The sequence below is a fragment of the Nocardia sp. NPDC059229 genome (assembly GCF_042754165.1).
GTDB lineage: Bacteria > Actinomycetota > Actinomycetes > Mycobacteriales > Mycobacteriaceae > Nocardia.
On record NZ_JBHZAK010000001.1, the window covers coordinates 941823 to 956854 of the forward strand.

The 15032-nt window shown below is 68.9% G+C and carries 11 protein-coding genes; 3 read left to right on the plus strand and 8 right to left on the minus strand.

The window, feature by feature from the left end; translation table 11 throughout:
- Positions 1–27 precede the first annotated feature (27 nt).
- Positions 28–636 carry a TetR/AcrR family transcriptional regulator gene (locus tag ACFXHE_RS04395; protein ID WP_379379657.1) on the plus strand — a complete coding sequence of 203 codons (609 nt, stop codon included), beginning with the start codon at positions 28–30 and terminating at the stop codon, positions 634–636.
- Between the two features lie 177 nt (positions 637–813).
- On the opposite strand, the gene ACFXHE_RS04400 is transcribed toward ACFXHE_RS04395, so the two are convergent.
- From ACFXHE_RS04400 to ACFXHE_RS04435, 8 genes are all read right to left on the minus strand, one after another.
- Complete coding sequence (locus ACFXHE_RS04400) at positions 814–1710, minus strand: exonuclease SbcCD subunit D (RefSeq protein ID WP_379379659.1); 897 nt, start codon at positions 1708–1710, stop codon at positions 814–816.
- Positions 1707–3422 (minus strand): ABC transporter permease, encoded by a 1716-nt coding sequence (locus ACFXHE_RS04405; RefSeq protein ID WP_379379661.1) that lies wholly within the window; start codon positions 3420–3422, stop codon positions 1707–1709. Before ACFXHE_RS04405 ends, ACFXHE_RS04400 begins: the two co-directional genes overlap by 4 nt.
- On the minus strand, positions 3419–4471 hold the full coding sequence (locus ACFXHE_RS04410) for an extracellular solute-binding protein (protein WP_379379663.1): 1053 nt from the start codon (positions 4469–4471) through the stop codon (positions 3419–3421). Before ACFXHE_RS04410 ends, ACFXHE_RS04405 begins: the two co-directional genes overlap by 4 nt.
- 40 nt (positions 4472–4511) lie before the next feature.
- Positions 4512–5522 carry an ABC transporter ATP-binding protein gene (locus ACFXHE_RS04415; protein WP_379379665.1) on the minus strand — a complete coding sequence of 337 codons (1011 nt, stop codon included), beginning with the start codon at positions 5520–5522 and terminating at the stop codon, positions 4512–4514.
- Positions 5523–5680: 158 nt separating this feature from the next.
- Positions 5681–8209: an ABC transporter permease gene (locus tag ACFXHE_RS04420; protein ID WP_379379667.1), complete on the minus strand. Its 2529-nt coding sequence runs from the start codon at positions 8207–8209 to the stop codon at positions 5681–5683.
- A complete protein-coding gene (locus ACFXHE_RS04425; RefSeq protein WP_379379669.1) occupies positions 8209–8982 on the minus strand; it encodes an ABC transporter ATP-binding protein in 774 nt (257 codons plus the stop codon). The genes ACFXHE_RS04420 and ACFXHE_RS04425 overlap by 1 nt, the downstream gene beginning before the upstream one ends.
- A 100-nt stretch (positions 8983–9082) precedes the next feature.
- The gene (locus ACFXHE_RS04430) at positions 9083–10804 is read right to left on the minus strand and encodes a serine/threonine-protein kinase (protein ID WP_379379671.1); all 1722 of its coding nucleotides are present in this window, start codon (positions 10802–10804) and stop codon (positions 9083–9085) included.
- Between the two features lie 207 nt (positions 10805–11011).
- On the minus strand, positions 11012–12907 hold the full coding sequence (locus tag ACFXHE_RS04435) for a serine/threonine protein kinase (protein WP_379379673.1): 1896 nt from the start codon (positions 12905–12907) through the stop codon (positions 11012–11014).
- A 224-nt stretch (positions 12908–13131) separates the two neighbouring features.
- Between ACFXHE_RS04435 and ACFXHE_RS04440 the strand changes: the two genes are divergently transcribed.
- Together ACFXHE_RS04440 and ACFXHE_RS04445 are read left to right on the plus strand one after the other, a co-directional pair.
- Positions 13132–13902, plus strand: coding sequence for a deoxyribonuclease IV (locus tag ACFXHE_RS04440; RefSeq protein ID WP_379379675.1), 771 nt, complete (start codon positions 13132–13134; stop codon positions 13900–13902).
- Positions 13903–14049: 147 nt separating this feature from the next.
- Complete coding sequence (locus ACFXHE_RS04445) at positions 14050–15000, plus strand: TauD/TfdA dioxygenase family protein (RefSeq protein ID WP_379379677.1); 951 nt, start codon at positions 14050–14052, stop codon at positions 14998–15000.
- Positions 15001–15032 lie beyond the last annotated feature (32 nt).

The window sequence follows — 15032 nt, forward strand, 5'->3', positions numbered from 1 at the left end:
GAGTTAATCCGATACAATCCGTAGCGTATGTCTGACAAGGGTAAATCCGCCGGGATGGGCCGCCCCCGCAATACGGCCCTGGACACCGCCATCGCCACCGCCGTCGAACAGCTGCTGCTGACAGACGGTTACAGCGCAGTCACCATCGACCGCGTCGCTACCGTGGCCGGTACCACACGCACCGCGCTGTACCGCCGCTTTCCTGGGCGCGTCGCCCTCATCGCCAGCGCCCTGGCCGGGCATTTCGGCACCGATCCAGCACCCGACACCGGTACCCTGCGCGGCGACCTGATCGAGCTGCAACGCCTACAGGTCGAGTTCTTCCGCACCCCGGTCGTCGCAGCAGGCATCGCCGGCCTGCTCGGCGACCTCAGCGGCGACCCGCAATGGAGTGCGTTGTTCCACGAAGCCTTCATGGCGCCACGCCGCCGATCGACCCAGGCAATGTTCCAACGCGCCGTCGACCGCGGCGAGATCCCACCGTTCACTCATCCCACCGTCGTCTCCGACATCCTGACCGGCCCCCTGCTGCTGCACGCAATGCTCCCCGCCACCGGCCCCCTCGACGACACCCTCGTCGCCGCCACCGTCGACGCAGCCCTGCACCTCCTCAACGTCGGTATTCGCGACGCGTAACCCGCCACACCCCGGAGCCTTCGGCCCCCGGCAGCCCGATATTCGAGCCGACTCGCCGCTGCCCACGTCGGTCGAGCAACTGGGCCGTGTGTGGCCATCACGCGACGCAGCAGATCAGCCGAACGCACGCTCTTCGGCCAGGCGGCAATGCGGGTCGCCGGCAGCGACATCCGGCGATCAGGGGAGCGCCACTGCGAAGTTGGGGTAGTTGCGGGCTGCGGCGCGGGCGGGGGCGAGGAGGTGGGTGGGGGCGTTCAGGGTCCAGATCACGAGACGGGCGGTCGGCGGGTAGTTGTCGAACTGCTTCCAGATGTCGTCTTCTGTTGTGGCGGTGAGAGGTTCGCGGATGACCGGCGAGGTGTCGACGGGGTGGGTAGTAAAGGTGCCGGAAAGGCGCAGTTCGAGGTAACCACGCGGGCCCGTCTCGGACTTGCGGGCGGGATGGGGGCTTCCCGCGTAGGAGGCCGGGCCGAGGTGGGTGCGCTGGTGGACGTGGCCCAGGGCCCAGTAGTCGTAGCCATGCGCGGCCAGCGTGGCGAGAGTGGTTGGGGCGCAGGCGCGGCGGCTGTGTTCGCCGGTGAGGCTGGTGTGGAGGAGGGCGATGTTGGTCGCGGCGGCGAGGGGCGTGGGGTAGCCGACGGCGAGGTCGCGGAGGTCGTCGCGGGCGGCGATGGATTGGGCGTGCAGGGCGATGCCGAGGTCGGGCCAGTGGTGGGTGGCAGGGTTGCCGGCGGGGGCGAGCCAGGTCGTGGGTGGGAGCCGGAGGTGTTGCGGGAGGGTGGATTCGGCGTCGTGGTTGCCCCAGATGAGGGCCACGGGGATGCCCGCATCGTGCAGGTCGGCCAGCGCCTGTTCGGCGGTGGCGAGGGCACGCGGGGTGGCTTCGTGCCGGTCGAAGAGGTCGCCGGCGAGGAGGACGCCGTCGTAGCGCTCGTCGAGAATCCGTTGCAGGAGAGCGGCGAAGGCGGCGTAGGCGTCCTCGACCGGATCGATGGCGGGGCATCCGGGATAGTCCGGGACCGCCCGCAGGCGGGCGCCCAGGTGGATATCGGCGACGTGTGCCAGCCGGATCATCGGGTGGACCGGTCGGTGAGGCAGCGCCGCCACCACTCCAGGATCACCAGGACAACGGTCGAGCTGAGCACGCCGATCACCGTCATGGCCATGGCCTCTGCACGGTGGCCCTGATCGAATTGGCCGAGAATCCACGGCGACAGCAGCGGCAGCGAGGACGGCCGCACCATCGAGGACGCGACGACCTCACGCACACCGAGCAGGAACGCCAGCAGCCAGCCCGCGACGATGCCGGGGACGAGCAGCGGAATCGTGATGCGGCGCAGGATCTGCCAGGTGTTCGCGCCCGCGGCGGCCGCGGCCGCCAGCAGGGTGTCGTCGATGGCGGCATAGGCGATCTTCACCTGCTGCAACGCCATGGGCAGGGTGATGACCACATAGGCGAGCACCACCATCGCGCGCGTGTTGTACGGCGTGACCGGCAGCCAGGGCGCGTTCCAGAAGAAGATGAAGCCGATGACCAGAACGATGGTGGGCACGGTGTCGGGCGCGATACCGAGCAGATCGACGCCTCGCCGGGCCGCGGATCGCGCCCGCGGCACGGCATCCCGGCCGCGCCGGACGATCACCAGGGCGCAGGCGACGGCCAGCACGGTCGTCACGGTGGCCGCGATGAAGGCCAGCACCACGCTGTTCTGCAGCGCCTCCAGCCCCCGGCCCGGACGCAGTACCCGCGCGAAGTAGTCGAAGGTGAGATTGTCCGGTGTCGGCGGTTTGGACCGCAGAATCGTCATGGCGCCCAGCAGGATCGCGATATACGGCACCACCACCGACACCAGCAGCACCAGGCCCGGCCACAGCAGCGCGGCCGCGGTCCAGCGACCGGTCCCGACGGTGGCGCGGCGCGCGGCGCGGCCGCCGAACCCGATATCGCGGCGGCTCACCCACTGCTGCAGCCCCCACACGGTCATGCCCATCGCCAGCAGCAGGCTCGACAATGCGGCGGCCCGCGGGAAATTCAGCGGGTCGATGGTGACGTTCCCGTAGATCTCCGACACCAGCACCGGGAAGCCGATCTGATTGCCGAGCGTGACCGGTGTGCCGAATTCGCCTGCGGCGCGGATGAACACGATCAACGCTCCCAGCGCATAGGTGGGTGTCAGCAGCGGGGCCAGCACCAGCCGCAGCCGCTGCCCGGCGGATGCCCCTGCCACCGCGGCCATTTCATCCGCGCTGGCGGGGATGGTGTCGAGCCGGTTGCGCAGCAGCAGGTACAGGAAGGTGAAGATTTCGCACGCCATGATGGCCGCCATCCCGACCGGGGTCTCCACCACCGCGCGCAACCCCGCGCCGAACGGCCCGAACCACCGCTCGGCGAGACCGTTGACGCGGGTGAAGTCCAGCCACGCCATGGCCGCCACATACGGCGGGGTGAGAAACGGGACCATGACGGCGATGTCGATCCACCGGTGCCGCCGCAGCGGCGTCCACGACATGAGGAAGGCGAGGGGCGCGGCCATCACGGTGGCGATGACCACGACCAGCACACCAAGCAAAACCGTATTGCCGACGATCCGCAGATTCGCCGATTCGGTGAGCTGCCCGAGCGCGGACGGCCGCCCGTCGTAGCCGGTCACCGCCCGGATGAGCACCGCCACCAGCGGCGCGGCCACACCGACCAGCAGCAACGCCAGCAGGGCGTAGACCCCGCCGCCGGTGCGCGGGCGGGTGGCCGCGCGACCGGGTGCGGCCTCGTCGAGGCGTGCGGTCACGCCGCGCCCAGATAGCGCTTGGTGAATTCGGCGAGCACGTCGCTGCCACTGCTCTTCACCTGGTCCCAGGTGAACGAAAGCTGCTTGACGTCCTCGTATTTGCGGGTGCCGTCGGCGACGGACACCTCGGGCCGCGCCGGAATCATCTTGTGCGCGGCCGAGATCTGCTGACCCTGCTGGGCGAACATGAAGTCGAGGAACGCCTTCGCCGCGGCCGGGTTCTTGGCGGTCTTCAACACGAACACCGGGCGCGGGGTGATGGTGGTGCCCGAGGACGGCGAGATCACCTGCAGCGGTTCGCCCTTGGCGATGGCGTCGTAGGCGGAGTAGTCGACGCCGCCCAGGATCACGGCGTGCGATCCGGCGGTGACATCGTCGAGGGCCGGACCGTTCGCCCCGTGCACCACCATGCCGTTGGCGAAGAGCTTGTCGAACCGCTCCCAAGTCTTGTCCTTGCCCCAGGCCGCGACCATGGCGGCGATCAGGTCACGGGCGGTGCCGGATTCACGTGGGTCGGGCATGATCACCTTGCCCTTGTAGTCCGGCCCGGCCAGATCGGCCCAGTCCTGCGGGCGGGCGGTGGTGGCCTTGGTATTGACCACCAGCGTCAGCGCCGAACCGTCGCGGCCGACGAAGGCGTCGTCCTTGCCGGCCCAGCCGGCGCGGATCTGGTCGGATCCGGCCGGGCGGTAGGGCAGGGTGCGGCCGTCGGCGGCGTACTTCGCGGCCGGGGTCCAGGAGGCCAGGTAGGCGATATCGGCCTGCGGATTCGCCCATTCGGCATCGAGTTTCGCGGTGATCTTGCCGGTCTCACCGGCGAAGACGTTCACCTTCACGCCGGACGCCTTGGTGAAGGCGGCCACCAGGTCGTCGGTGAGTTCCTGCGGGTTGGCCGAGTACAGGGTGAGTTCGCCCGACAGGCCCGCCGGGGCGGTCCAGGTGCTGGTGACCGCGGTCTTCGCGGTGTCATCGGCGGCCGAACCGCAACCGGCGAGTACGAGCGCCGACGCGAGCGTGGCCGCGGCGAAAGCGCGACGGGACATCGACATTTCGGGGATTCCTTTCGAAAAAGCCTGGTGGAGAGCGGGTTCAGGCAGCGGGAGTGACGACGTCGGCTGCCCGCACCGCCAGCCGCAGTTCGGTCCCGGCCGCGTGCGCACGCCGGTCCGGAACCGTCCAGAGCCGGTCGACGCCGTCGACCGCGCAGCGCAACTGATATGCGCCGCCGGTGAAGACGGACGACCGGACCGTCCCCGACACGGTCACTTCGTCTGGCGCGGCGGGCGTGTCGCCGAGGACCCGCACGGCCTCGGCGCGCACACCGCCACCGGACGGCAGCGGATTGAAGGTGCCGACGAACTCGGCCACGAACAGATCGGCGGGCCGGTGATACAGCTCCTCCGGACTACCGTGTTGCAGCACGCGCCCGGCCCGCATCACCACGATGCGGTCGGACATGCTCAACGCCTCCGCCTGATCGTGGGTGACGAAAACCGTGGTGAGACCCAATTCCGTGGTCAGCGAGCGAATCTCGGTGCGCAACTGCTCCCGCAGCGCCGCATCCAGCGCCGACAGCGGCTCGTCCATCAGCAGCAGGCTCGGCCGCGCCACCAGCGCCCGGGCGATGGCCACCCGCTGCTGCTGCCCGCCGGACAACTGATGTGGCATCTTCTCCGCCGCCGCGGCCAGCTCGACCCGCGCCAGCGCCTCGGCCACCCGCTGCCCCGCCTCGGCGCGCGCGACGCCGGTAACCCGCAGCGGGAACCCGACATTCGCCGCGACAGTCAGATGCGGCCACAACGCCAGGTCCTGGAACACCATCCCCAGACGCCTGCGCCGCGGCGGCACGAAATCCCCCCGCCCGACATCGCAGACCACCTCGTCACCGAGCCGAATCCGCCCCCGCTGCGGCCGATCCAACCCCGCCAGCAGCCGCAACAGCGTGGACTTCCCACACCCGGACGGCCCCAGCACCGACACGAACTCCCCGGGTTCGATCACCAGATCGGTGGGCAGCAAACCGGTCCCGTCCGAATAGGTACGGCTCAGTTCCTCCAGGACGACCCGCGTCCCGAGTCCCTCCCCGGCCACAGCAAACATGGCGGCTGACAGTAGGCAGCAAATCTGACTTCTTCGGGCGCGCCGGGTGAACGTCCGATGACAACTCGTCTCAGCCCCGGCAGCGAGGCCGCGGCAGCGGAGACGAAATGGGCCCCTCGGGATCGAAATCCCGAGGGGCCCAGATCGATCCGGAGTGCTTACAGGTCGGCGATGGCGGCCAGTGGGGGTGTGCGGGCGGCTCGCACGGCGGGCCAGAGGGCGGCGAGGACGCCGACCACGCCGGAGGCGAGGAGCATGAGCACGATTTGAACCCAGGGCACGGCGATGGTGGCAATGCCCAGGTCGGCAAGGGTTTTGAGGAAGCCTACGCCGAGAGCGAGGCCGAGGATGACGCCTACCACCGCGCCGAAGATGGCGATGAGCATGGATTCGAGATAGATGCTGCGGCGGACCTGGGCCCGCTGCATGCCCACCGCGCGGAGCATGCCGATTTCGCGGCGGCGCTCCACCACCGACAGGGCCAGCGTGTTGACGATGCCGAGGATGGCGATGACCACCGCCAGCGCCAGCAGGCCGTAGAGGATGGCCAGCAGGGTGTCGATCTGTTTGCCCTGGGCGCCCTTGAAGTCGTTGCGGTCCAGGACCTGGACGATGACGTACTGCTCGGTGGCCTTCTCCAGGTTCTTCCGCATGGCGGGGAGGTCGGCGCCGGGCTGGGCGGCGACCAGGACCAGGAAGCTGGACTGGTAGCTGACCGGAACCGTCTTCTGGTACAGGGCCATGGGGGTGACCATGTTCTGCAGCAGCTGGGTGTCCTTGTAGATGCCGGCGACGGTGACCTTGAACTTCTTGTAGTCCATGCTGGAGATCTCGACGCTCTCGCCGAGCTTCCAATCATGGTCGGAGGCATAGGTTTCCGACACCATGATGTCGTCGTCGCCGAGCTTGTCGGTGCCCTGCTCCACGGTGTAGTTGAGCACCTTGGCCATCGGCCCCTCGGGCGCGGTGCCGATCACCTGCTTGCCGTCGACCCTCAGGGCGACACCGTGGAAGGCCACCACGTCCTTGACCTGCGGCACCTGCCCGACGGTGGCGGTGGCGGCCAGCGGGACGCCGATGATGCCGCCGGGCGGCCCGGCCAGGATGTAGTCGGCCTTCACGCCCTTGTCGACCAGGTCGCTCACACTGGCCTTGGCCGAGGAGCCGAGCATGCCGATGGCGGACACCAGCATCAGGCCCAGGGTCAGCGCGAAAGCGGTCGCGGCGGTCCGGCGCGGATTGCGAATCGCGTTGTTGCGCGCCATCCTTCCGACCGGACCGAACGGCCGCACCAGCACACCCAGCCCGCTCACCACCGGTCGCGACAACGCCGGGGAGGCGAACAGCACCGCGAAAATCAGTGCGGCAGCGCCGATTCCGACCACCGTGGCCGCACTGCCGCCGGTGCCGCGCGCACCCAGCACCACCAGCACCGCGCCGGCCACCGCCAGCACCGCGCCGATAATGGTGCGCAGCCGCAACGACTCTCCGGCCGAGTTGGACTCCGAGCGCATCGCCTCCACCGGCGGCACCTTGGCCGCCCGCCGCGCCGGCGCGTACGCACTGAGCACCGTCACCACGGTGCCGACGCCGAGGGCCACCAGCACGGTGCGCGGCTGCAGCGACATGGTGCCGGTGGGCAGCCCCAGCTTGAAGGCATTCAGCAGCCCGGACAGGCCGAACGCCAGGCCGACGCCCGCCGCCAGACCCAGTGCGCTGCCGATCAATCCGACGATCAGCGACTCCCCCACCACCGACCGCGAGATCTGCCCGCGGCTCGCGCCGACCGCGCGCAGCAGCGCCAGCTCGCGCAGCCGCTGCGCCACCAGCATGGAGAAGGTGTTGTAGATGATGAACGTGCCCACCAGCAGTGCGATGGACCCGAACGCCAGCAGGAAGTAGTTGATGAACTTCAGCGCATTGCCGAGCTGCGCCTTGAGGTCGTCACGCACCTGCTGGGCGTCCTGCACCTTGTAGTCGGGCAGCGCCGCCTTGAGCCGATCGCGCAGATCATCGGCCTTCAACCCGGGCTGGGCCGCGATGTCCACGTACGCCACGTGCAGGCCGTCGGTGAACAGCTGGCGGGCCTGCGCATCCTCGAACTGCAGCGCGACGAACCCGCCGGTATTGGAGGCGTCGATGTCGTAGATGCCGGAGATGGTGACGTCGATATTGCCCTTGGACGGCACCAGCACCGTGGTGTGATCGCCGACCTTCAGCCCGGCCCGCTCCGCACCGCCCTTGTTGATGGCGACCTGACCCGGCTGGGCGGGCGGCACGCCGTCGATGAACTTGTCCGGCTCGGCCACCGACTTGCCCGGCGGCAGATACGACTGCCCGAAACTCGGTGCGCCACCGGTCTGTACGGCGTGCCCGTCCTTCAGCAGCACCACCGGGCCGTTGACGCTGGGCGCGACGGTCTTGACGCCGTCCAGGTGGGAGAGCTTGTCCACCACGTCGTTCGGCACACCGAGCGACTGCTGCTCCTTGGGCTGCACCCGCACGTCCACGCCCTTGGCCTGGGCGGCGAAGATGCCGTCGAAGGTGCTCTGCAACGTGTCGGTGAAGATGAATGACCCTGAGATGAAGGCGGTTCCGAGCACCACCGACAGCACGGTCAGCACCAGGCGCACCTTGTGCGCGGCGAGATTGCGCAAGGCGACCTTGCGCATCGGGGAGGCAGCCATCAGAGCGTCTCCAGCGACTTCATCTTGTCGAGCACGGAATCGGCGGTGGGCTCCCGCAATTCGTCCACGATCTGACCGTCGGCGAGGAAGACGACCCGGTCGGCGTAGGAGGCCGCGCGCGGATCGTGGGTCACGATCACCACCGTCTGCCCGAACTCGTTGACCGCCGCCCGCAGGATGCTGAGCACCTCACCGGAGGAGTGCGAGTCCAGGTTGCCGGTCGGCTCGTCACCGAAGATGATGTCCGGCTTGCCCGCCAGCGCGCGAGCACAGGCCACGCGCTGCTGCTGACCGCCCGACAGCTCGGCGGGCCGGTGGGTGAGCCGGTCGCCCAGGCCCAGGCGCTTGACCACCGTCGCCAGCCACTCCTCGTCGGTCTTGCGGTTCGCGATATCCAGCGGCAGCGTGATGTTCTCCAGCGCGGTCAGCGTGGGGACCAGATTGAACGCCTGGAAGACGAAGCCGATGCGGTCGCGGCGCAGCGTGGTCATCTGCTTGTCCGAGAGCTTGGTCAGGTCGGTGTCACCGATGTGGACCGCGCCCGCGGTGGCGGCATCGAGACCGGCCAGGCAGTGCATGAGGGTCGACTTGCCCGAGCCCGAGGGCCCCATGATCGCGGTGAACTCGCCCTTCGCGAACTCGGCCGTCACCCCGTCCAGCGCACGAACCTGTGTGTCGCCCGATCCGTAGATCTTCACAAGATCGGTCGCTCGGGCGGCGACCGCGGCCGTGCTCTGCTCGAGCGTGGCGGATTCCGAGACGTTCGAAGTCATGATGTCCAGTGTGTCTAGGTTCTGGGATGGACGCCATCCGGGATGTCCCGGATGCCGATGTCCTCACAGACTCCACACGAACACCCGCGTCGAAAAGCCCTCAATTGATGGGGGCGGACCGCCACCAATCCAGCAGCTGGTCGTCGGTGGCGAGGAAACCGGTGCTGTACATCAGGAAAGCGTGCTTGCCGTCCTGGGAGTGGAACTCCGTCACCAGGCGCGGACGCAGCAGGGCGCTGTCGCTGAGCTGGTAGTTCGTGTACAGGTTGCCGCGCACCTTGACGTCGGACCGGGAGAACCCCGACAGCGTGTTCAGGGCGTCCTCGGCATCGGCGGCCGACCGGTACATGACGAAGCGGTAGCTCGGGTGGCCGACACCGCCCGCACAGTTCCAGGCCACCGCCCAGTTGCCCAGGTCGGGATCGCCGGATCCGGTGTCGGGCGGGGGCGCGGAATGCTGGTAGGTCGAGCAGGCCGCGCCCTGGTAGCCGGTGCCGGAGTTCGAGTCGGCGTTCGGGTCGGACTGCGGCAGCATCTGCGGGAAGCGCTGGCTGAGCACCTGCGCGTCGGTGCCGGAATGCTCCGGGATACCGGCGGCGGGATCGGTGGTCTCGGTCGGGGTCGGCTCGTCGTCGGTGGTCGGCGTGGGCGCCTCGGAGGTGGTCGCCGGGGTGTGCGAGGTCCCACTCCGATCCAGCGCGGCCAGACACCCGCCGACCGCCACCAGCGGCAGCACCACGACGGCCGCCGCGCCCAGCAGGCAGCCCCGCAGCTTCGAACGCTTCTTCCGCGGCGGCGCCGAACGCGGCGCGGGCGGGGCGGGCGCCGGCGCCTGGGCGGTGTAGCGCATGGTCGCGGGCGGCTGCTGTCCGGGAACGGAATTCGGATCGACACCGTACGGGGTCGTCGGCGCGGGACCGAATTGCCCTGGCGCCGCCGGTGATCCGCCGGACTGCGCAACGAACGGCGAGTGCGCCACCACGGTGGCCCCGGCCGGATTCTCCAGCGCCTGCTGGGCGGCCGCGGCGAACTCGCCGCACGAATCGAACCGTCCCTCAGGGTGTTTGGCGAGCGCGCGGGCCAGCACGGCGTCCAGCGCCTGCGGCAGTCCGGCCCGCAGCGCGCTGACCGGCGGCGGCGCCTGATTGAGGTGACCGTGGATGATGCCCACCGGATGCTCGGCGGCGAACGGCACATCCCCGGTCAGCAACCGGAACAGCGTGCAGGCCAGCGAATACTGATCCGAGCGCGGATCCAGCGGCTGACCCGAGAGCTGCTCCGGGGAGGCATAGGTCAGCGTCGCGGTGAACGAGCCGGTCTGGGTCAGCTTGGTGGCGTCGTCGCGCAGGCGGGCAATGCCGAAGTCCGCCAGGAACACTCTCTCCTCGCCGTCCAGCCGTTCGAGCAGGATGTTGGCGGGCTTCACATCCCGGTGCAGCACGCCGCGGCGATGCGCGAAATCCAGGGCTCGCGCGGTCTCGGCGATGATCCGGATCGCCTGGTGCGGCGGCAGATTCGCGGCCTCCAGCTGGGACGCGTCGGGACCGTCGATGTAGCGCATGGCGATCCACGGCTGCGCGTCGTCGATGCCCCGGTCGTAGACCGGCACGATATTGGGGTGATCCAGCCGCGCGACGAGATCACCCTCCCGCTCGAACCGCCGCCGGATCTCGATATCGCCGAACACGTCCCGGCTCAGCAGCTTCAGCGCGATCAACCGCGGAAGACGGGGGTGCCGGGCCAGATACACCGACCCCATGCCGCCGCGGCCGAGTTCGCGTTCGATCTCGTAACCCGCGAACACTTCCCCAGCGCGCAGCACAACGTCCCTTTCTGAATAAATTTGCCTCCGCTTCGCTGCGGCGGGTTCGCGGCCCTGAAGGTCTCGTTCTTCCCTTCTCCGCTCCTCCGCTTCGCTTCCCCCGCTACGTCAGTCCAGAACAAGCGCTCCATCGACCTGTGCTCGGGCCGCGAACCAGATACTGCGCCGACCCTAGCCTGATCGAGCCGGGGTTTCGAATGCCGCAGCTCAGTTGATGGGGGCGTTCTTCCACCACTTCAGGACCGGATCGAGGCTGCCGGTGAGGCCGTCGGTGTACATGAGGTACTGGGTGCGGTTGTTGTCGCCGGTGAAGGCGGTCACCAGCCGTGGGTGGCTGTCGTCGGTGAGCTGGTAGTTGGTGTAGGTCTTGCCTCCGTTCGCGTCCTGCGACTTGGTGTCCGGGGTCAGACCGCTCAGGACGGTCTGCACGGTGGCGGCCGAGTCGTAGGCGAAGATGCGGTAGAAGGGATCGTTGTTGTTGCTGCCGCCGTAGCAGCGCCACTGCACCTTCCAGTCGCCGAAGTCCGGGGTGCCGTCGGTGGCGTCGGAGGAGACCGGCGAGTCGGCCACCCAGCAGGTCGCGCCGTTGTAGCCCTTGCCGCCGGTCTTGACCGCGGGCAACAGCTTCGGGAACTGCTTGGCCGCGACCGACCAGTCGATCTGCTGGGCGCCACCGGGCGCGGCGCCCGCCGAGGTGTTCACCACACTGCCCGGCGCACCACCGGCCTTGGTGCCGCCGGCCTTGCTGCCCGCCGCCGCGATCACCGCGACCACCACGATGAGCAGCACCACCACCGCCAGCACGATGCCGATGATGAGGCCGGTATTCGACTTCGCCGGCGCCGCCGGCCGATGCGCCCCCACCGGCGCGACCGGCGGACGCTGCGGCTGCCCCGGGCTCGGATAGGTGTAGGACGGCGGCTGGGTGTACTGATTGGTCCCGCGCCCGGTGTAGTTACCGGCGACCGGCTTGGGCGGGGCCGGATTGACCTGTGTCGGAGCCGGATACGGCACCGCCGGGGACGGCGGCGCGGTCTGCGGACGCGGGCCCGCGGTCGGCATGGGCGCACCGGTCATCGGCACACCGGTCGAGTACGAGCCTCCGGTCACCGGATTGCCGGTCTGCATGGCGCCACCCGTATACCTGGGCATACCGGTCGGCATGGCGCCCCCGGTCGGGGACGGCGCCACCGGGTTCGGCCCGCCGGTGTACGGCATGACCGGCATCGGCGGCGACGTGCGCTGCACCAGCGGAATGGCCGGCGCGCTCGGATTGGCCAGGGCGTGGCGGGCGGCGGCCGCGAAGTCGCTGCAGCTGGGGAACCGATCCTCGGGACGCTTGGCCATGGCCTTGGCGATCACCATGTCCAGGCTCGGCGGCAGCCCGCCGCGCGCACTGCCCAGCGGCGGCGGCGGATTCTGCAGATGCCCCTGGATGACGGCCGCCGGATTGGTCGCCGAGAACGGACCTGACCCGGTGAACAGCCAGAACAGCGTGCAGGCCAGCGAATACTGGTCGGAGCGGCCGTCCAGCGCGGAGCCGGTCAGCTGCTCGGGCGAGGCGTAGGCCAGGGTCGCGGTGAACGTCCCGGTCTGGGTGAGGTGACCGCTGTCGTCGCGCAGCCGCGCGATGCCGAAGTCGGTCAGGTACACCCGCTCGCCCTTACCGCCGGTGGAGCGGGCCAGCAGGATATTGGCGGGCTTCACATCCCGGTGCAGCACCTCGTTGCGGTGCGCGTAGTCCAGGGCGTCGGCCATCTCGGCGACGATCTGCACGGCCCGCTCGGGCGGCAGCGTCTGCGGATTCACGCTGGCGGCGTCGATGCCGTCGATGTACTGCATGGAGATCCACAGCTGGCCGTCCTCGAGCCCGCGGTCGTAGACGGTGACAATATTGTGGTGGTCCAGTTGCGCGACCAGGTCGGCCTCGCGCTCGAAGCGGGCGCGGACCTCCTTGTCGAAGACCATCTCCCGATTCAGCAGCTTGAGCGCCGTCATTCGCGGCAGCCGCGGATGCTTGGCCAGGTACACCGAACCCATGCCACCCCGGCCGAGCTGCCGTTCGATGACATACCCAGCAAAAACGTCACCGTTGGACAGCATGACGATCTCCCACTTCCCATTCCACGTGCCGGGACCCACCAGCGCGCGAGGTACCACAGACGATCGGCGTGATCGTTCGGGCCGATCCGAAAACACCGAAACTGTAGCCGATTCGCGGCCTACCGAACTATCTACGCGCAGTCCGCTAACGCAACACTCAACGTTTGCTTATCGCCGCTGGTGACCCGGTCTGCGCTGTCGGGGGTCGGGGATACGCTGGCCGCATGCGCATTGGAGCTCACGTCCGAATGGACAGCGACCCGATCGGCTTCGGCGAGAAGCTCGGGGCCGACGTCATCCAGATGTTCGTGGTGGATCCGCAGAGCTGGGACAAGCCCCAACCCCACCCGCGGGCCGAGGAGATCAAGGCCAGCGATATCGACCTGGTGGTGCACTCCTCCTATCAGATCAATGTGGCCAGCCTGAACAACCGGCTGCGCATGCCCTCGCGCAACGCGGTGGCGCAGCAGGCCAAGGCCGCCGCCGAGCTCGGCGCCTTCGGGCTGGTCGTGCACGGCGGCCACGTGCGCTCCGACGAGGAGATGGCCGAGGGATTCGTCAACTGGCGCAAGCTGTTCGAGCGGCAGCAGGACAAGGGCGGATTCGCGGTGCCCATCCTCATCGAGAACACGGCCGGCGGAAACCACGCCATGGCACGGTATTTCGACGATATCGGGCAGCTGTGGGACGCGGTCGGCGACTTCGGGGCCGGGTTCTGCCTCGACACCTGCCATGCCTGGGCGGGCGGTGAGGAACTGGTCGGGATCGTGGAGCGGATCAAGGGAATCACCGGGCGCATCGACCTGGTGCACCTGAACTCCTCGCGGGACGCCTTCGATTCGGGCGCGGACCGGCACGCCAACTTCGCCGACGGGACCATCGACCCGCAGTTGCTGGCCGAGGTGTGCCGCACGGCCGGAGCGCCGGTGATCCTGGAGACCCCCGCCGACGGTGTCGCCGACGACCTGGCCTATCTCCGCGAACACCTCGGGTAGTTCTGCGCGAACACCTCGGGTAGCGCCGGGCGTTCGCTCACGAGCCTTTCGATCCGGCTGATCCTGAACCTGTTTCACCGGACGCCCCGATGGTGTGCTGGTTATGGCTCGAATCCGGGCCGGACTCCATCGGGCGAAAGGCATTGTATGTCCGTCGATTACGCCATATCCAACCTCACTGTCGTGCAGCTGGGCAGCAAGATCGGCGCGCGCATCGACGGCGTGCGACTGGGCGGCGATCTGGATTCGGTGACCGTGCAGGGCATCCAGGACGCGCTGCACAAGCACAAGGTCATCTTCTTCCGCGGGCAGGAGCACCTGACCGAGGACGGGCAGTACGAGTTCGCGCAGCTGCTGGGCGCACCGACCACCCCGCACCCGACCGTCACCTCCAAGGGCGTCAAGACGCTGCCCATCGACTCCGAGTACGGCCGCGCCAACAGCTGGCACACCGACGTCACCTTCGTGGACCGGATTCCGAAGGCGTCCATCCTGCGCGCGGTGCACCTGCCGCCCTACGGCGGCTCCACTACCTGGGCCTCGACCGTGGCGGCCTACGACTCGCTGCCCGCGCCACTGCGGGCCCTCGTCGAGAACCTCCGCGCCCGCCACACCAATGCCTACGACTACGCCGCCGACCGCACCGAGGTCGCGCGCGGCGAGAACGCGCAGGTGACGGCCAATATCAAGGCCTACCGCGAGGAATTCGAGTCCACCTACTACGAGACCGAGCACCCGGTGGTGCGCGTGCACCCCGTCACCGGCGAACGCGCGCTGCTGCTCGGGCATTTCGTGAAGAACTTCGTCGGCTTCTCCGCCGCCGAATCGCAGGCCCTGTTCCAGCTGCTGCAGAACCGTGTCACCCGGTTGGAGAACACCACCCGCTGGAACTGGCAGCTCGGCGATGTGGCGATCTGGGACAACCGCGCCACCCAGCACTACGCCATCGACGACTACGACGGCCAGCCCCGCCGCCTCACCCGCATCACGCTCGCCGGCGACGTCCCGGTCGGCGTGAACGGAGAAACCAGCACCATCATCACCGGTAATGCCGAGCACTACTCGATCATCGAGGAGGTCGCACCCCGCGCCGCCTGAAGCTGTGTTTGATTTGCCCTCCGCTTCGCTCC